The 17,713-nt window shown below is 72.8% G+C and carries 17 protein-coding genes; 14 read left to right on the forward strand and 3 right to left on the reverse strand.

Features of this window, described 5'->3' with window-relative positions; genetic code table 11:
- Positions 1–156 precede the first annotated feature (156 nt).
- From ABZ716_RS09585 to ABZ716_RS09595, 3 genes are all read left to right on the forward strand, one after another.
- Positions 157–1,377, forward strand: a complete 1,221-nt coding sequence (locus ABZ716_RS09585; protein WP_358957882.1) for an amidohydrolase family protein — start codon at positions 157–159, stop codon at positions 1,375–1,377.
- 137 nt (positions 1,378–1,514) lie between these two features.
- Positions 1,515–2,366, forward strand: a complete 852-nt coding sequence (locus tag ABZ716_RS09590; protein WP_358957884.1) for a trypsin-like peptidase domain-containing protein — start codon at positions 1,515–1,517, stop codon at positions 2,364–2,366.
- Positions 2,367–2,484: 118 nt separating this feature from the next.
- Complete coding sequence (locus ABZ716_RS09595) at positions 2,485–3,129, forward strand: hypothetical protein (protein ID WP_358957887.1); 645 nt, start codon at positions 2,485–2,487, stop codon at positions 3,127–3,129.
- Here ABZ716_RS09595 and ABZ716_RS09600 read toward each other — a convergent pair.
- Positions 3,071–3,562: an NUDIX domain-containing protein gene (locus ABZ716_RS09600; RefSeq protein WP_358812009.1), complete on the reverse strand. Its 492-nt coding sequence runs from the start codon at positions 3,560–3,562 to the stop codon at positions 3,071–3,073. The two genes, ABZ716_RS09595 and ABZ716_RS09600, sit on opposite strands and share 59 nt — an antisense overlap.
- 496 nt (positions 3,563–4,058) lie before the next feature.
- On the opposite strand from ABZ716_RS09600, the gene ABZ716_RS09605 reads away from it, so the two are divergent.
- Positions 4,059–4,907 (forward strand): L,D-transpeptidase family protein, encoded by an 849-nt coding sequence (locus ABZ716_RS09605; RefSeq protein WP_358957889.1) that lies wholly within the window; start codon positions 4,059–4,061, stop codon positions 4,905–4,907.
- Here ABZ716_RS09605 and ABZ716_RS09610 read toward each other — a convergent pair.
- Positions 4,879–5,538, reverse strand: a complete 660-nt coding sequence (locus ABZ716_RS09610) for a hypothetical protein (RefSeq protein ID WP_358957891.1) — start codon at positions 5,536–5,538, stop codon at positions 4,879–4,881. The two genes, ABZ716_RS09605 and ABZ716_RS09610, sit on opposite strands and share 29 nt — an antisense overlap.
- Before the next feature lie 225 nt (positions 5,539–5,763).
- On the opposite strand from ABZ716_RS09610, the gene ABZ716_RS09615 reads away from it, so the two are divergent.
- The 7 genes from ABZ716_RS09615 to ABZ716_RS09645 all read left to right on the forward strand — a co-directional run bounded on the left by ABZ716_RS09615 (position 5,764) and on the right by ABZ716_RS09645 (position 14,251).
- Positions 5,764–6,711, forward strand: a complete 948-nt coding sequence (locus ABZ716_RS09615) for a TIGR03619 family F420-dependent LLM class oxidoreductase (protein ID WP_358957895.1) — start codon at positions 5,764–5,766, stop codon at positions 6,709–6,711.
- 35 nt (positions 6,712–6,746) lie between these two features.
- Positions 6,747–7,544: an SDR family NAD(P)-dependent oxidoreductase gene (locus ABZ716_RS09620; protein ID WP_358957897.1), complete on the forward strand. Its 798-nt coding sequence runs from the start codon at positions 6,747–6,749 to the stop codon at positions 7,542–7,544.
- A gap of 125 nt (positions 7,545–7,669) precedes the next feature.
- Positions 7,670–8,791 carry an LLM class flavin-dependent oxidoreductase gene (locus tag ABZ716_RS09625; protein ID WP_358812096.1) on the forward strand — a complete coding sequence of 374 codons (1,122 nt, stop codon included), beginning with the start codon at positions 7,670–7,672 and terminating at the stop codon, positions 8,789–8,791.
- Positions 8,792–8,849: 58 nt separating this feature from the next.
- Positions 8,850–10,589 (forward strand): D-aminoacylase, encoded by a 1,740-nt coding sequence (locus tag ABZ716_RS09630; protein WP_358812014.1) that lies wholly within the window; start codon positions 8,850–8,852, stop codon positions 10,587–10,589.
- On the forward strand, positions 10,586–12,064 hold the full coding sequence (locus tag ABZ716_RS09635) for an aldehyde dehydrogenase family protein (RefSeq protein WP_358957900.1): 1,479 nt from the start codon (positions 10,586–10,588) through the stop codon (positions 12,062–12,064). The genes ABZ716_RS09630 and ABZ716_RS09635 overlap by 4 nt, the downstream gene beginning before the upstream one ends.
- 257 nt (positions 12,065–12,321) lie before the next feature.
- Positions 12,322–13,893, forward strand: coding sequence for an APC family permease (locus ABZ716_RS09640; RefSeq protein WP_358957903.1), 1,572 nt, complete (start codon positions 12,322–12,324; stop codon positions 13,891–13,893).
- Between the two features lie 67 nt (positions 13,894–13,960).
- Positions 13,961–14,251, forward strand: coding sequence for a hypothetical protein (locus ABZ716_RS09645; RefSeq protein WP_358812017.1), 291 nt, complete (start codon positions 13,961–13,963; stop codon positions 14,249–14,251).
- A gap of 55 nt (positions 14,252–14,306) precedes the next feature.
- On the opposite strand, the gene ABZ716_RS09650 is transcribed toward ABZ716_RS09645, so the two are convergent.
- Positions 14,307–14,678 carry a VOC family protein gene (locus ABZ716_RS09650; protein ID WP_358957906.1) on the reverse strand — a complete coding sequence of 124 codons (372 nt, stop codon included), beginning with the start codon at positions 14,676–14,678 and terminating at the stop codon, positions 14,307–14,309.
- A gap of 224 nt (positions 14,679–14,902) precedes the next feature.
- On the opposite strand from ABZ716_RS09650, the gene ABZ716_RS09655 reads away from it, so the two are divergent.
- From ABZ716_RS09655 to ABZ716_RS09665, 3 genes are all read left to right on the forward strand, one after another.
- Positions 14,903–15,571: a DUF4097 family beta strand repeat-containing protein gene (locus ABZ716_RS09655; RefSeq protein ID WP_358958122.1), complete on the forward strand. Its 669-nt coding sequence runs from the start codon at positions 14,903–14,905 to the stop codon at positions 15,569–15,571.
- A gap of 56 nt (positions 15,572–15,627) precedes the next feature.
- Positions 15,628–15,966 carry a hypothetical protein gene (locus tag ABZ716_RS09660; protein ID WP_358812018.1) on the forward strand — a complete coding sequence of 113 codons (339 nt, stop codon included), beginning with the start codon at positions 15,628–15,630 and terminating at the stop codon, positions 15,964–15,966.
- A 239-nt stretch (positions 15,967–16,205) separates the two neighbouring features.
- Positions 16,206–17,684 (forward strand): helix-turn-helix domain-containing protein, encoded by a 1,479-nt coding sequence (locus ABZ716_RS09665; protein WP_358957908.1) that lies wholly within the window; start codon positions 16,206–16,208, stop codon positions 17,682–17,684.
- The last annotated feature ends 29 nt before the right edge of the window (positions 17,685–17,713 follow it).

The raw sequence follows: 17,713 nt of genomic DNA on the forward strand, positions 1-17,713 counted from the left end.
CCCCTGCCTTCCGTCGGTTCAAGGGCCAGTCTGCCCTGTGTTGTGCGTACGCGTCAGCCCGTGGCGGAGCCATCCGCTCCCGGCCGGGGAACGGCCGGGCGACGACTGGCGCCCGAAGAGCTGACGATCCGTCAGTTCACCGCTACCGTGGAAGCCATGGAGACCTTCCCCAAGATCATCTCGGTGGACGACCACACGGTGGAGCCCCCTCACGTCTGGCGGGACCGGCTCCCGTCCCGGTACCGCGACACCGGCCCCCGGGTCGTCCGCGCCCCCCTGAAGGAAATGACCTTCCTCGGCGGCAAGTTCGCGCCCGTCATGGGCGCGAAGGGCGACGACGGCCCCGTCGGCGACTGGTGGGTGTACGAGGATCTGCACCGGCCGCTCACCCGCCTGGACACCGCCGTCGGGTACGACCGTGACGAGATCAAACTGGAAGTCATCACCTACGAGCAGATGCGCCCCGGCTCCTTCTCGGTTCCCGAGCGCCTCGCCGACATGGACGTCAACCACGTCCAGTCCGCCCTCTGCTTCCCCACCTTCCCGCGCTTCTGCGGCCAGACCTTCACCGAGTCCAAGGACCGCGAGCTCGGGCTGCTCGGCGTACGCGCCTACAACGACTGGATGGTGGAGGAGTGGTGCGGCCCCCTCGCGGCGGGCCGCCTGATCCCCCTGACCCTCGTCCCGCTGTGGGACGCCCGCCTGGCCGCCGAGGAGGTCCGCCGCAACGCCGCGCGGGGCGTGCGCGCCGTCGCCTTCTCCGAGATACCGCCGCACCTGGGGCTCCCGTCCATCCACACGGACGAGTGGGACCCCTTCCTGCGCGCCTGCGACGAGACGGGCACGGTCATCGCGATGCACATCGGCTCCTCCTCGCGGATGCCCTCCACCTCGGCGGACGCCCCGCCGGCCGTCGGCTCCACCATCACCTTCGCCAACTGCTGCTTCTCGATGGTCGACTGGCTGATGAGCGGCAAGTTCGAACGCTTCCCCCACCTGAAGATCATGTACGCGGAGGGGCAGATCGGCTGGATCCCCTACATCCTGGAGCGCGCGGACGTGGTCTGGGAGGAGAACCGGGGCTGGGGCGGGGTCGCCGACAAGGTCCACCGCCCGCCGTCCGAGCTCTTCGCCGAGCACGTCTTCGGCTGCTTCTTCGACGACCCCTTCGGCCTGCGGAACCTCGGCTCCATCGGCGTGGGCAACGTCCTCTACGAGACGGACTACCCGCACTCGGACTCCACCTGGCCCAAGTCCCGCGAGGTCGGCGAGGCCCAGATGGGCCACCTGGACCGCGAGGTCGTCGAGCGCATCGTGCGCGGCAACGCCATCGACCTCCTCGGCCTCACCCCGGACGGGCTGTGGGCGGGGGCGTGAAACGGCCGTAGGGGGGCAGGGGCATCGGGCCGTGCCCCACCGCCGGAATCCCGCCATACCAGCGGCGCGCGAGGCCCTGACCTTGCACCCCGGCGCGTCCCCGGGGCATGCTTCGCCAGGGCAAAGCGGGAGGGATCATGGCGGTGGACAAGCGGTCCGTGGTGACGGCGGTGCTGTGCGCCGTGGCGGCGCTGGGCGCCTCGGCGGCGGTGGCCGAGCTGGTTCCGCCTCCCGAGACGACCGCCCCCGTGCACGCCAAGTCGGCCGTACCCTCCGGCTCGGCCAGCGCGCCTTCGCGTTCGCAAGCGTCGAAGCCGCAGCTGACCAAGCCCCAGCCGGCCAAGCCGCAGTCGTCCGCCGCCGCCCCCAGGCCGGGCAACGCCACCGCCTTCACCGGCGCCCTGTTCACCGGGGGCCTGGACGGCGACCACTTCTGCACCGCGACGGTCGTCCGCAGCCCCGGCAAGAACCTGCTGATCACCGCCGGGCACTGCCTGCTGGAGGGCGAGCAGACCCGCGACGGCGGCGCCGTCTTCGCACCCGCGTACGCGAACGGTGTCGCCCCGTACGGTGTCTGGAAGATAGAGCGCGTCTACGAGGACAAGCGCTGGGCCGACGACACGGACGACGACTACGACCTCGCCTTCGCCCGCGTCGCCCCCGACGACAAGGGGCGCAACATCGAGGACCTCACCGGCGGCGCCCCCCTGGACGCCAGCGGGCGCGCGGGCGAGGAGGTCACGGTGACGGGCTACCCCGCCGACCGGAAGGTCCCCCGCACCTGCACGGCGGTCGCCGTACGCACCAGCGAGCGCGAGCAGCGCTTCGACTGCGCCGACTTCCCCGGCGGGACCAGCGGCAGCGCCTGGCTGGGCCGGGACGGCAAGATCATCGGCATCCTGACCGGCGGCGACACCGACGACGTCTCCACCAGCACCGTCCTCGGCGACTACGCCGCCCAGCTCTACGCGCAGGCCACCAAGCGCTGACCCGCCCTCCCCCGCACGGGGGAGACGGCTCCCCCATGAGCGGGATGCCCGGGCGGACCTCCTGCGGCCAGGATCGGAAGCGACGACCCGACCGCCGCTGACGGAGGAGACCACCGCCATGCACCGCACGATCCTGCGCCTCACCGTCCCCCTGGCCTTCGCCGCGGCCCTTGCCGCCACGGCCTGCCTCCCTGCCTCGGCCGCAACCGCCGGCCCGGCGGTCCGCCCGTCGGCGGCGTCCGTCAGCGGGTGGGCCCGCATGGCCTACGGCGACCCCCGCGACGACGTCCAGGTCTCGGTCGACGCCCGGGGCCTGTTCCGCCCGCGGGACGCGGCCCCCGCGTCCGACCGGACCACGGCGCTCCGCTCCTGGGGCACCTTCCGCATCCAGCACTACTCACCTGCCATGGACGGCCGCCCGGCCTCCTTCAACTGGGGCGACTTCGCCGTCGACTGCCTGCGGATCGACGGTACGGAGGTGTCCGTGACCGGCCGGCTCGTCGACGCCGGCCCGGCGTGGAAGGAGTTCCTGGACCGAAGGCCCCTCCCGGCCCGCATGGGCCTCAGCCTCCACCTCCCCGCCCCGGGGGATGCGGACGCCGCGCGCATCGGTCTCATACCCCCGGCCCCGGAAGGCTCCCCGGACATCCCGAAGTGCCGCACGGCCCTTGCCGACGCGGGACTGTCGGCCGGCGGCTACGCCGTCACCGTCGGCGGGAACGTGGCCGCCACCCCTGCCGACGGGAGGGCTGCGACCAGGTGACGAGGCCGAAATGGACCGGCTCGGCCGGGGTTCCGGCGAGGAGGTCGGGCAGGCGCGGGGGCCAGAGGGGCTCCCCGAGGGCGGCGAGACGCTCCGGGGTGACCCACTGCCAGTGGATGCCCGGAGATTCCAGGACGGGTTCCCGGCGGGGGCCGGTGGTGACGTAGATGTGCTCGTGCTGCCGGACGGGTATGCCCTGGTGCGTGAAGTCGTGCTCCCAGGTGCACAGCAGCCGCTGCGGCTCCAGGTCGGTCCACCCGGTCTCCTCCCGCAACTCCCGCCGCACGCACTCCTCGGGGGTCTCCCCGGGATCGATCCCGCCGCCCGGCGGCAACCAGTGGATCCCGACTTCGACGTTGTTCTCCCGGAACAGGAACACCGATCCACTCGGGGAGAGGATGACAATGCGAGCTGCCTGACGAGGAGTTCTCATCACCGCAGCGTAAATCGGCCCACCCCGGGACGGGAGGGGTCGGGGAGCGTCCCTGTGTCGGGGCGGGGCCGGCGGAGGCCGCCCGGCGGGGTTCCACTTGCGGCGGCCGGCCGGTGCTGTCCGCACCGGGTGACGACGACGGCGACTCCAGCGCCGGTCGATGGTCATTCCCTTCCACTTCTCGGCGGGTGGGGCTGGTCTCGCGCTGATCTTCCCTGTAGAGTTCATTTCGAGCTCGCGGCCGGGAAACAGGCGGTGGGACTGGCGTTGGTGGTCCAAGGAAAGGCACCCCACTTCCTGTGGGGGGATGCAGGTGCAAGGCCTGCCCAGCGCTCGATCAAGGCCCCGGCCTCCTCACGGAGACCGGGGCCTTCTGCGTGTCCGTCCCGCAGCCGGCGCGCTCGTCGGCCCCGGACGGTGGACGGGGGCAGGGCGTCACCCCTGTAGCGGAAGGGGAGCGGCCGGTACCGGTGATCAGCTGAGGTACCGTCAAGGAGTGAGTAAGCATCGTCGGGCCGGGTCCGGGCGCAGCCCGCGCGGCCGTGCGCGTACCCGGCAGCACGGGCGGCCCTCGCGGGCCGTGGTGCTGCTCGCCACCGCCGGGCTGGTGCTCTTCGGAGCCGGATGGGTGCACGCCCTCTACGAGCCGCCGGGCGCGCCCGCGGCGCCGGGGGCGCGGACCGACAGCCGTCCCGGGGCCCATGCCGCGGACCCCGGGCACGCCGCGCGCGGGGGCAGGCGGCCCGACGCCCTCCATGGGCTTCCGGCCGGCGCCCTCAGCGAGACCACCCGGGCCCGTATCCCGGCCGAGGCGCGCCAGCTGGTCCTCGTCACCGGCCGGGCGAAGGACTCCTCGGAGTCCACCGCCGGCCTCTACACCCGCCCCGCCCCCGGCGCCGACTGGGTCCGCGCCGCGCAGTGGCCCGCCCGCAACGGGGCCAAGGGCTGGTCCGCCGACCGCGCGTACGGGGACCTGACCTCCCCGCAGGGCGTCTTCTCCCTCAGCGACGCCGGCGGCCGGCTGTCCGCCCCGTCCGGTACGAGGCTCCCGTACGACCAGGACCCCGCCTTCGTCGCCACCGGCCTCGGGGTGAACGGGGAGTCGCTGGCCGGCTCCTTCGACTACGTCGTCGCGATCGACTACAACCGCCGCCAGGGCGTGTCCCCGCTGGACCCGGTCATGCCGGACGGCGAGGGCCGGGGCGGCAACATCTGGCTGCACGTGGACCACGACGGCCCCTCCCACGGCTGCGTCGGCCTGCCGAAGGCGGCGATGAAGCAGCTCCTGGAGACCCTGGACCCGTCGGCCCACCCGGTCATCGCGATGGGTCCGGCCGGCTTCTGACACCCTCCCCGCCCTCGGCCCCGGCCCTTCGCCGCCCCGTCGCCAGGACCCCGATGTACGCCAGGTCGAAGACCGAGCACAGCGCGCCCAGGCCCAGGATGAAGCCCGAGCCCTCCATCGCGCCGAACAGGACCGTCGGGGCGAGGGTGCCCAGCCACTTGGCGGTGGCGATCAGGAGGGACTGGCCGCGGGGGCCGCGCCGGGCGGTGTACAGGGCCAGGAACAGGCCGGACATCAGCAAATTCTGCAGGAACGCGGCGTAGCGCGAGGCGTCGTGGGCTCCGAAGTGGGCGAGGAACAGCCACTGCACGGCGAAGCCCGTCGCGAAGACCAGGGCGCTCCACGCGGCGAACACCCCCCGGGTGACGAAGGCGGGAAGCTCGGCGCGCCCGTAGCGCAGGTACGTGGAGACGATCACCAGGTCGGCCGCGCACCACACCAGGTCGACCACCCCCTGCGCGGACAGCCCGCCGCGGAGGTCGACGACGGCGTACGTGGCCTCCCAGGCGAGGTTCAGCGCGAGGGCGGCCACGGGCATGGCGTACGTGCGGTCCCGCAGCCCCACCCGGATGGCCTCGGCGTACACCAGGGTCCAGGCCACCCCGCTGACGAGCGTGAGTATGAGTTCCACGGCCCGCACCCTAGCCGGACGCCCTCCGACCGAGCGCGAGTTCGCGCCGCCGGAGCGAGGTGAGCCCCGTCCCACCCCTTGCCTGACGGCCCGTCAGCTACGACGATGGCCCGGCGGCGGCCCGGGTATGCCGATCCGGCGGTCACCCCGTACCGGCACGCGGGCCGCGGTCACGACCACCACCACGACCACCACCACGACCACCACACCCACCCAGGGGCGGCCATGGCACGCGTGTTTCCGGAGGGCCGGCTGGCGTACGGGATGCAGCTCCCGGTCCAGTCGCAGAGCACCATCTACGCCGAGCCCTGGGAGGCGTCCGCCGGTGCGGCCGACCTCGCCGAGGTGGCGCGGGCCGCCGACCGGGCCGGCTTCGGGTACCTGGCCACCTGCGACCACGTCGCCGTCCCGCGCCGGCTCGCCGGCCCCATGGGCACCGTCTGGTACGACCCGGTGGCCACTCTCGCCTTCCTGGCGGGGATCACCGCACGCGTACGCCTGCTGAGCCACGTGGCGGTCGTCGGCCTGCGCCATCCGCTGGCCACCGCCAAGCAGTACGCGACCCTCGACCACCTCTCCGGGGGCCGGCTGGTCCTCGGGGTCGGGGCCGGGCACGTGCGGGAGGAGTTCGAGGCCCTGGGGGCGGACTTCGAGGGCCGTGGGCCGGTGCTGGACGAGACCCTGGACGCGCTGCGCGCCGCCCTGGGCCCCGAGGAGTTCCCGGAGTTCGAGGGGGAACGGTTCTCCTTCCGCGACCTCGGCCAGCTCCCCCGCCCCGCCCAGCAGCGGATCCCCGTCTGGGTCGGCGGTTCCTCGCCCGCCGCCGTCCGCCGGGCCGCCCTGCGCGGTGACGGCTGGCTCCCCCAGGGCGACCCGCGCGACCGGATCCCGGCGCAGGTGGCCCGGATCCGGGAGCTGCGGGAGGCGGCCGGGGTGGAGGGGCCCTTCGAGGTGGGGGCGATCACCGAGCCCCTCTACGTCGGCGAGCCCGGCTGGGACACCGGCCGGCGCACCCTCACGGGCAAGGCGGAGGTGCTCGCGGAGTCCCTGCGGGAGTACCGGGCGCTGGGCGTGGACCAGATCCAGGTCCGCTTCCGCAGCCGCGACCGGGCCGAACTGGTCGACCAGATCACCGCCTTCGGTGCGGAGGCGGCCCCTCTGCTCAACGACTGAGACGACACCGACATCCGACGAGTGAGGGAGTAGCCGTGGGCAAGCTGGAGGGCCGCGTCGTCATCATCACCGGTGCGGCACGCGGCCAGGGCGAGCAGGAGGCGCGGCTCTTCGCCGCCGAGGGCGCGCGGGTGGTGCTCGGCGACGTGCTCGACGCGCAGGGGGCCGCCGTCGCCAAGGAGATCACCGAGGAGCACGGCGAGGACCGGGCCCGGTACGTACGGATGGACGTGAGCCGGGAGGAGGACTGGGCGGCCGCCGTGGCCGTGGCCAAGGACGCCTTCGGCCGGGTCGACGGGCTGGTCAACAACGCGGGCATCCTCCGCTTCAACGAGCTGACCGCCACCCCGCTGGAGGAGTTCCGGCAGGTGGTGGAGGTCAACCAGACCGGCGCCTTCCTCGGGATCAAGGCGGTGGCCCCGGAGATCGGGGCGGCGGGCGGCGGCACGATCGTCAACACCTCCTCGTACACGGGCCTGACGGGCATGGCGTACGTGGGCGCCTACGCGGCGACCAAGGCGGCGATCCTCGGGCTGACGCGGGTGGCGGCGCTGGAGCTGGCCGCACGGGGCATCCGGGTCAACGCGATGTGTCCGGGCGCGGTGGACACCCCCATGGCCAACCCGGGCCTGCTGGATCCGGCCGGGATGACGGACGAGGCCCGGGAGGCGATGGCGGAGCTCTACCGGCGGGTGGTGCCGCTGGGGCGGGTGGGGCGGCCGGAGGAGGTGGCGAGGCTGGCGCTGTTCCTGACCTCCGAGGACTCCTCGTACATCACCGGCCAGCCGTTCGTGATCGACGGGGGCTGGACGGCGGGGGTCAGCCTGCTCTGAGCAAAGCCCTATCTGACGCCTCGTCAGGCGGTGCCGCGCCCGCTCTTGACGCTCCCACCTCCCGGTGGAACAGTCGGACCCATCAAATCTGACGCTACGTCAGAAACCTAAGGACGGTGACCCCCTTGGAATTCGGGCTCTTCGTGCAGGGATACGTGCCCCAGGCGCGGTCCAAGGTCGACCCCGAGGCGGAGCACAAGGCGCTGCTGGAGGAGACCCAGTACGTCATCCAGGCCGACCAGTCCGGCTTCAAGTACGCCTGGGCCTCCGAGCACCACTTCCTGGAGGAGTACTCCCACCTCTCCGCGAACGAGGTCTTCCTCGGCTACCTCGCCGCCGCCACCGAGCGCATCCACCTCGGCTCCGGCATCTTCAACCCCCTCGCCCCGGTGAACCACCCGGTGAAGGTGGCCGAGAAGGTCACCATGCTCGACCACCTCTCCAAGGGCCGCTTCGAGTTCGGCACCGGCCGTGGCGCCGGCAGCCACGAGATCCTCGGCTTCCTGCCCGGCATCACGGACATGAACGCCACCAAGGAGATCTGGGAGGAGACCATCGCGGAGTTCCCCAAGATGTTCCTCCAGGAGGAGTACGAGGGGTTCCAGGGCAAGCACTGGTCGCTGCCGCCGCGCAAGATCTTCCCCAAGCCGTACGGCAAGGCCCACCCGGCCATGTGGTACGCCGCCGGCTCCCCCTCCTCGTACGCGATGGCGGCGAAGAAGGGCCTGGGAGTGCTGGGCTTCAGCGTCCAGAAGGTCTCCGACATGGAGTGGGTCCTGGAGCAGTACAAGACGGCGATCCAGGACGCGAAGGCCATCGGGGCCTTCGTGAACGACAACGTGATGGTCACCTCGACGGCGATCTGCGCCGAGACGCACGAGAAGGCGGTCGAGATCGCGGTCAACGCGAACATGAACCGCTTCCAGTCGCTGGTGTTCCGCTACCACGACACCTTCCCGCGGCCCGAGGCGATCCCGCAGTGGCCGGAGACGCTGCCGGAGTACAACGCGGAGATCATCGAGCTGCTCATCGCGGAGGAGCTGCTGATTTGCGGCGACCCGGCGGAGGTGCGGGCCCAGTGCAAGCGCTGGGAGCAGGCGGGGGCGGACCAGCTGTCGTTCGGCCTGCCGACGGGGGTGTCGTACGAGGACACCATGACGACGATCAAGCTCATCGGCGAGCACGTCATCCCGCACATCGACACCGACCCCGTCCACCGGACCACCCGCTTCCGCCAGTCCGCGTAACGGCCGCCCGGCAGACCAGCCCCCGCCGGCCCGGTACCCCAGCACGGGAAGGGAACCCATGCTCGACCACCTCATCCGCGGAGCGACCGTCGTCGACGGCACCGGTGCCCCCGCCCGCGCCCTGGACGTCGGGATACGCGACGGCCGCATCGCGGTCGTCGCCCCTCCCGGCGCCGTCGGCGAGGAGGCCCGTACCAGCGAGGACGCCACCGGGCTGGTCCTCACCCCGGGGTTCATCGACCCCCACACCCACTACGACGCCCAGCTGTTCTGGGACCCGTACGCCACCCCCTCCATGAACCACGGGGTCACCACCGTCGCCGGCGGCAACTGCGGGTTCACCCTGGCCCCCCTCAACCCCGGCCGCCCCGGGGACGCCGACTACACCCGCCGCATGATGAGCAAGGTCGAGGGCATGGCCCTCGCCGCGCTCGAAGAGGGCGTCGACTGGTCCTGGTCCGGCTTCGGCGAGTACCTCGACGCCCTCGAAGGGCGGATCGCCGTCAACGCGGGGTTCATGGTCGGGCACTGCGCCCTGCGCCGCCACGTCATGGGCGAGGCGGCCACCGGCGGCACGCCCACCCCCGCCGAGCTGGACGCGATGCTCGCCCTGCTCCACGAGGCCATGGACGCCGGCGCCTGGGGCCTGTCCACCACCCAGTCCTCCACCCACTCCGACGGCGACGGCGCCCCCGTCGCCTCCCGGCACGCCGCACCCGCCGAGCTGCTCGCGCTCTGCCGGGCCGTCGGCGACCACGAGGGGACCCAGCTGGAGGCGATCGTCGCCGGCTGCCTCGACCAGTTCGCCGACGAGGAGATCGACCTCCTCGTCGACATGAGCGCGGCCGCCGGCCGCCCCCTCAACTGGAACGTGCTCACCATCGACGCCGCCGTCCCCGAACGGGTCCCGCGCCAGCTGGTGCCCAGCGAGCGCGCCCGCAAGGCCGGCGGCCGGATCGTGGCGCTGACCATGCCGATCCTCACCCCCATGAACATGTCGCTGGGCACCTTCTGCGCCCTGAACCTGATCCCCGGCTGGGGCGAGGTCCTCGCGCTCCCCGTCCCCGAGCGGATCGCGAAGCTGCGTGACCCGGAGGTCCGCGCCGGGATGCTGCGCCGCGCCGACAGCAAGGAGGCCGGGGTGTTCCGGCGCCTGGCGGACTTCGGGCGCTACGTCATCGGGGACACCTACAGCGAGGAGAACAAGGGGCTCAGCGGCCGGGTCGTCGGGGACATCGCCGCCGAGCGCGGGCAGGACCCCTTCCAGTGCCTGGTCGAGATCTGCTCCCACGACGGGCTGCGGACCGTCCTGTGGCCGATGCCCCCCGACAACGACCCGGCGTCCTGGGCGCTGCGCGCCGAGACCTGGCAGCACGAGGACGTCCTGCTCGGCGGCTCCGACGCGGGCGCGCACCTGGACCGGATGTGCGGGGCCCCGTACACGACGCGCTTCCTCGGCGACTGCCTGCGCGGCCGCCGGCTGGTGCCGCTGGAGCAGGCGGTGAAGATGCTGACGGACGACCCGGCGCAGCTGTTCGGGCTGCGCGAGCGCGGCCGCATCGCCGAGGGCCACCACGCCGACCTGGTCCTCTTCGACCCGGAGCGCATCGAGGCGGGCCCGGCCACCCTCGTCCACGACCTGCCCGGGAACAGCCCGCGCCTGGACTCGCGGGCGATCGGGATCGTGTCGGTCCGGGTCAACGGCGTCGAGACCATCCGCGACGACCAGGTGACGGGGGCGGTCCCGGGACGGGTGCTCCGCTCGGGCCGCGACACGAGGACGGTGAGCACCCGATGAGCCGCGGGGGCGGGGACGGGCAGAGGCTGTTCATCGGCGGCGAGTGGGTCGCCCCCGACGGCGGCTCCTACGAGGTGGTGAACCCGGCGGACGAGTCCGTGGTGGGCCTGGCCCCCGAGGCGTCGGGGGCGCAGGTCGAGGAGGCCGCCCGGGCCGCCGCGGAGGCGTTCGGCCCGTGGTCCCGTACGGCGCCCCAGGAGCGGGCGGCGATCCTGGACCGGGCCGCGGACGTCATCCAGCGGGAGTTCGAGCCCTGGGCGGAGCTGGCCCGGGCGGAGACCGGCGCCCCGACCGGGATCGCGCGCGGGATGCAGGTCGGGGTGGGGGTGGCCCGGTTCCGGCGGTACGCGCGGGGCGCGCTGGAGCCGGTGGAGCGCGGGCTGCCCCCGCAGGTGACCGAGGCGGGGCCGATGGGCCGGGCGAGCGTGCTGGGCGCGCTGGAGGTGCGCCAGCCGGTCGGGGTGGTCACCTGCATCACCTCCTACAACAACCCGTGGGCGAACCCGGCGGGCAAGGTGGCCCCGGCGCTGGCGATGGGGAACACGGTGGTGGTCAAGCCGGCGCCGCAGGACCCGCTGTCGGTGTTCCGGATGGCCGAGGCGCTGGCGGAGGCCGGGATCCCGCCGGGGGTGGTGAACGTGGTCTCGGGCCGGGCGGTGGAGGTCGGCGAGGCGGCGGTGGACTCCCCGCACGTGGACATGGTCTCCTTCACCGGCTCGACGGCGGTGGGCCGGCGCATCGCGGAGGTGTGCGGGCGCTCCATGAAGCGGCAGCTGATGGAGCTGGGCGGCAAGGGCGCGGCGGTGGTCTTCGAGGACGCCGACCTGGACGCGGCCGTGACGGGGATCGGCACCACCTTCTCCTTCTACAGCGGGCAGATCTGCACGGCCCCCACCCGGGTGATCGTCCACCGGTCGGTGTACGCGGAGCTGGTGGAGCGGCTGACGGGGTACCTGGCGTTCATGAAGGTCGGGGACCCGGCGGTGAAGGGGACCGTGGTGGGCCCGGTGATCTCGGCCGCGCACCGGGACCGGGTCGAGTCGTACGTGGAGCTGGGCCGCAAGGAGGGGGCGCGGGTCGCCTTCGGCGGGGAGCGGCCGGTGGTGGGGGAGGGGCGCGGCTTCTACGTGGCCCCGACACTGCTGGTCGACTGCGCCCCCGGGATGCGGGTGGTGCGGGAGGAGATCTTCGGGCCGGTGGTCGTGGTCGTCCCCTTCGACGGGGGCGAGGACGAGGCGGTGGCGCTGGCCGACGACAGCGACTACGGCCTGATCAGCTACGTGTGGTCCGGGGACGCGGCGCGGGCCTTCCGGGTGGCGCGGCGGCTGCGCTCGGGCGGGGTCGGGGTCAACACCGTCGGGCGGAACATGGAGGCGCCGTTCGGGGGGTTCAAGCAGTCGGGGGTGGGGCGGGACGTGGGCTCGTACGCGCTGCACGCCTACAGCGAGGTCCAGTCGATCGTGTGGGCGGGGTAGGGCGGCCCCCGGGCGGTCCGGGGCGGAAAAAAATTGCCCCGGGAAATTTTCTAAACGGACATTCCGGTCAGGGCTGCGGTTTCCGCATTCCGGAAGGCGATCTTGGGCCTGTGAATCGCAATGCTCGTCCATGAATCGATCTTGCAATCCAGCGTTGTAGGCTGCCTGTCGGGTGAATTTCCAAGGTTATTCATGAAGTTCACATCTGGACTTAACGCTTCCAGATGTGGAAATCGCACCCTCTACCGTCCTTTCTCATGACACAGCTGGACGAGCGGCCTCGGGTCGGAGACACGGTGGGCGGCGTCGCCGGGGGCGACGCCGAGGTGCGCGGCAAGGGCCTGGGCAAGGGTTCCGTCGGCCTGGTGGGCAGCGCCGTCATCGGCATCTCCACCGTCGCCCCCGTCTACTGCCTGACCTCCACCCTCGGCTCCACCGCCGGGCAGGTCGGCCTCCAGATGCCCGCCGTCTTCCTGGCCGGCTTCCTGCCGATGCTGCTCGTCGCCTTCGCCTACCGCGAGCTCAACAAGGACATGCCGGACTGCGGTACGTCCTTCACCTGGACCGTCAAGGCGTTCGGCCCCCGGATCGGCTGGATGTGCGGCTGGGGCCTGGTCATCGCGACGATCATCGTCCTGTCCAACCTGGCCGGCGTCGCCACGTCCTACTTCTGGCTGCTGGCCGGGGAGATCACCTCGGATCCCTCGATCGCGGCACTGGACCACAACAAGTTCGTCCACATCGCCACCTGTCTGACGCTGATCGCCACCGCGACCGCCATCAGCTACCGCGGTATGACCGCCACCAAGGGCGTCCAGTACACCCTCGTCGGGCTCCAGCTGCTCGTCCTCGCCGTGTTCGTGGCCATGGCCCTCCAGAAGGGGGCCGCCGGCACCTTCGACACCGGCGTGGACTTCTCCTGGCAGTGGATGAACCCCTTCGCGGTCGAGTCCATGGGCGCCTTCACCGCCGGACTCTCGCTCTCGATCTTCATGTACTGGGGCTGGGACACCTGCCTGACCGCGAACGAGGAGACCATCGGCTCCGCCAAGACCCCGGGCCGCGCCTCGCTCATCGCGATGATCGTCCTCGTCGGCTCCTACCTGGCCACCGGCATCGCCGCCCAGATGGCCGTCGGCTCGGGCGCCGAGGGCCTGGGCCTGGGCAACCCGGAGACCTCCGGCAACGTCTTCGCCGCCCTCGCCGGCCCCGTCATGGGCCCGGTCCTCGGCATCCTGCTGTTCGTGGCGGTCCTCGCCTCGGCCGCCGCCTCCCTCCAGACCACCTTCATCCCGGTCGCCCGCACGGTCCTGGCCATGTCCACGTACGAGGCCCTGCCCGCCTCCTACGCCAAGGTCCACCCGCACTTCAAGACCCCGGGCCGCGCCACCGTCATGGCGGGCGTCGCGACCGGCGCGTTCTACACGGTCATGACCCTGGTCAGCGAGAACGTCCTCACCGACACGATCTTCGCGCTCGGCCTGATGATCTGCTTCTACTACTCCCTGACGGCCTTCGCCTGCGCCTGGTACTTCCGCGGCGACCTGCGCCGCTCCGCCCGCGACCTGTTCTTCAAGGGCGTCTTCCCGGTCCTGGGCGGCCTGCTCCTCGCGGCGGTGTTCGTCAAGACCCTGACGGACGCCTGGGACCCCTCGTACGGCTCGGGCTCCACCATCCCGGGCCTGGGCGTCGGCAGCGTCTTCGTCATCGGGGTCGGCCTGCTGGCCCTGGGCGTGGTCATCATGCTGGCCACCGAGCGCCGCAGCCCGGCCTTCTTCCGCGGCGAGGTGCTGACTAAGTCGACGCCGTCCCTGGTCGTCGAGGACTGAGCGTCCGCGTCACACCTACGAGGGGCCGGGCGGTGACCCCGGGAGCGGCGGGGTCGTTGGGCGGGGCATGACTGCCATGAAGCGCACCCTGTCCGCCCTGGTCCTCACCGGCGGCGCCGCCCTCGCCCTCACCCCCGTCGCCCACGCCGCCGACGGCCCCAGCATGGAGAACCAGCCCGTCGTGGAGCGGGTCGTCGACATCGCCGGCCACCCGGGCGAGGCGGTGCAGGACGCCAAGACGGCCCTCGCCGTCACCGGCGCCGCCGCCAACAGCGCGACGAAGTCCACCCAGGGTTCCCTCGCGGGCGCCGACACCGCCCTCAACACCGGCCTGCCGCACGCCCCGTCGGTGGGCTGAGAACCCCCGGCCAAGGCCCCGGCCTCCGCACGGAGGGCCGGGGCCTCGGTGTGTGCTACTTCCGCTCGGCGGCGCTGCGTTCCACGCAGAACTCGTTGCCCTCGGGGTCGGCCAGGGTCGCCCAGCCGGTGCCGTCGGGCTTGCGGTGGTCGCCGACGAGCGTGGCGCCGAGACCGAGGAGGCGTTCCACCTCCTCGTCGCGCGACCGGTCCTGCGGCTGGACGTCCAGGTGCACCCGGTTCTTCGCGGACTTGGCGTCGGGCACCTGGATGAACAGCAGGGTCCCGCCCTCGGTCGTGAGCAATGCCTCCGGGTTACCCGGGGAATCGTCCTCGTGGAGGGTGCCGTCGAGGACCTGAGCCCAGAACTGGCCCAGGGCGTAGGCGTCGTGGCAGTCAATGGTGATGTGACGTATGAGGGAAGCCATGGACGCACACTAGCCGTCCTCTTGTGCGGTGGCATAGCGTTTACCCGCAGTCCATTGCAATGTGCGAGGGTCGGGACGTTGCGTTGACATCAGAACCGTTGCAACGATTTAGCGGGTCTGACCTGCATATGTGTTCATCAGTCGCAACGAAGTCATTGTCAGGACCTGTAAAGCAACGTAGCGTTTCTCATGTCAGAAACGAGATGCCGATGAAGGAGAACACCATGCCGACCTTCGCCACCGCCGCCCCGGTTTCCGCCGTCCTCGACATCCCGGCGGGTCACATCCGCCTCGTCGCCGGTGACCGCGCCGACACCACCGTCGAAGTCCGCCCGGCGGACCCCTCCAAGGGCCGCGACGTGAAGGCGGCCGAACTGATCGAGGTCTCGTTCGCCGAGGGTGTCCTGCGGGTCGTGGCCGCCGAGGCGAAGAACCGGCTCACCGGCAACTCCGGGTTCGTGGAGGTCACCGTCCAGCTCCCCGCCGGCTCGCACGTCGAGGCCAAGCTGGCCGCCGGCGAGGTGCGGGGCAAGGGCCGCCTGGGCGACGTCGTCCTCGAAGCCGCGCAGGCGCAGGTCGCGCTGGACGAGACCGCCACCGCCCGGGTCACCGTCCAGTCCGGCGACGTCACGCTCGGCCGGCTGGGCGGCACCGCGGAGATCACCACCCAGAAGGGTGAGATCGCGATCAGCGAGGCCACGGCCGGGGTCGTCACCCTCACCACCCAGCACGGCAACATCACGGTCGGCGCCGCCCGCGGCGTGGCCGCCTCCCTGGACGCGGGCACCGGCTTCGGCCGCATCGACAACGCCCTCCAGAGCACCGGGGGCGCGGCCCCCCTGACCATCCACGCCACCACCGCCTACGGCGACATCAGCGCCCGCACCCTCTGACGGGCCCGCTGGAAAAGGAGGTGCGGGGGCCCACGGCCCCCGCCTAGCGTGAAGCGGTGAGCAGCGACTATCCCTTCGCCGACGGCTACAACCTCGACTGGGAGCTGACCGGCTTCAGTGACGCGGACGAGGAGATAGTCGAGTCCGTGTCACTGTCCCGCGAGCAGTTCCTGAAGATCAGGCACCTGTTCGTCCTCGGTGACGACCCCTGGATGGTGGCGGGCGAGTACCGCGTCGCGCCGAGCATCTGGGCGCACATCCGCAGCGCCGTGCCGGGGGTCCGGTTCCAGCGCGATGCCGAATACTTCCTCGGCGCCCGTCAGGCCCTGCCTGACGGGCGCTTCTGGCGTCCGGCCCCGGGTGTGGCGGCTCCGGGACCGATCCCGCCGTTCTAGCCGGCGACCCCGCCGGCTCGCCGCCCAGCCGCCCGCCTACCAGGCGGAATCCGGCTACGGCCTCCCCGTCGTGGACGCCCTCACCACCGACTGGGGCGTCATGGACCGCATCATCGGCAAAACGGCCTGGGCGGAGCTGACTTCGCCACCGGCACGCTGATGGGCCCTCCCGTTCTGCGGTGTCAGTGGCGGTCCCTACCGTGGAGTCGAGCGTACGACCGGGACGGGAGGGGAAGCCGGTGACTGGGGCATCAGGAAGGGCGGGCGATCCGCTGGCCGGGCTGTTGAGAGCGGCCCGGGGCGCCCCGGGCGGGTACCGGGCGGCCGTGCGCCGGGTGCTGGAGTGGCTGGGCGGGGTCGTCGGGGGGACGGCGGTGCTCGGGGGCGGGGCCGAGGCGGGGCTGCTCAAGGCGGTGGCCGGGGGGAATCCCCGGTCGGCCGTGGTGGCCGAGCCGGGGCGGCACGTGCGGTTGCTGGCCCTCGGGTTCGAGCGTCCGCATCCGGTGCTCGTCGTCACCCGGCCGGAGCCGTTCGACGAGACGGCCGCCGCCTTCACCGCGCACGCCGCCACCGTCCTGGAGCTGCTGGTGCGCAGCGGTGAGGCCGAGGCGCAGCGGCAGCGCATGACCGAGGCGGGGGCCGGGGTGCGGCTGTCGGTGCTCCAGCTGCTCATGGGCGGCGAGGTGGCCCTCGCCCAGCGGACGATGGCCGGGCTGCGGCCCGGGCTGCTGGACGCGGACCGCGCGGTGGTGCTCGTACTGGAGACCTCCCGGGCGGAGCGGCAGGAGGTGGCGGGGGCCTGTGAGGGGCTGCTGGCCGGGCGGGCGCTGGTCGTGCGGTGTCCGGCGGAGGACGGGCACGTCATCGTCGTCGCCCCCCACACCGGCGACGGCGGCGCGGAGGCCGCCCTGCGCGCCTTCGTCGCCGGGCGGGACGGGGTCTTCCTCGGGGTCAGCGGCCGGCAGCCGCTGTCCCGGGTCGCTGCGGGCTACGACGACGCCGTGCGGAGCCTGGCCGCCGCCCGGCTGATGCCCGGGCGGGTGGCCGGGCCTGCCACCCGGGTCCGGCTGCCGGACGTGCTGGACGCGGGGGCCGCTTCCGCCTGGGCGGCGGGGTTCCTGCGGCCGCTGGGGGCCGTCCCGGCGCACGACCGCTACCAGCTGACGGCCACCGTACGGCTCGGGCTGGAGTACACGGCGGTGAGCGCGGCCTCGCTGCTCGGGATCAGCCGCAACACGGTGCGGGCGCGGATGGACCGGGCGGCCGGGCTGCTCGGGGTCGACCTGGGCGACGTACGGGACCGGGCGGCGCTCGACCTCGCCCTGGGGTGGCAGGAGGAGGCGGGGGATCCGGGCGGGGCCGCCCCGGACCTGGCCGCGCTGCTGGCCGCCGGCCCGGTGCGGGCCTGGGCGCGGGAGCTGCTCGCGCCCCTGGGCGCCGACGAGCGGGGCCTGTTGCGGACCCTGCGCGCCTGGGTGGGGGAGAACTGCGCGGTGGAGCCCGCCGCCCGGCGCCGGGGGGTGCATCCGCGAACCGTGCGCGAGCATCTGCGCGCGGCGGAGGGGCTGTTGCGGCGACAGCTCGTCGCCGGCGGGGGCGGGCTGTACGAGGTCGTGCTCGCGCTCGCCGCGGATCCGTCCGAGGGGCGTTCGGGCCGGTCAGCGCGGGTGCACCGTGCACGGGTGAGAGGCTCCTGCCCCGCGACCGTGCATCCGTGACATTGGCGGCCGGTCCGCGGGGCCCTAGT

This window comes from Streptomyces sp. NPDC006687, assembly GCF_040636215.1.
Taxonomy (GTDB): domain Bacteria; phylum Actinomycetota; class Actinomycetes; order Streptomycetales; family Streptomycetaceae; genus Streptomyces.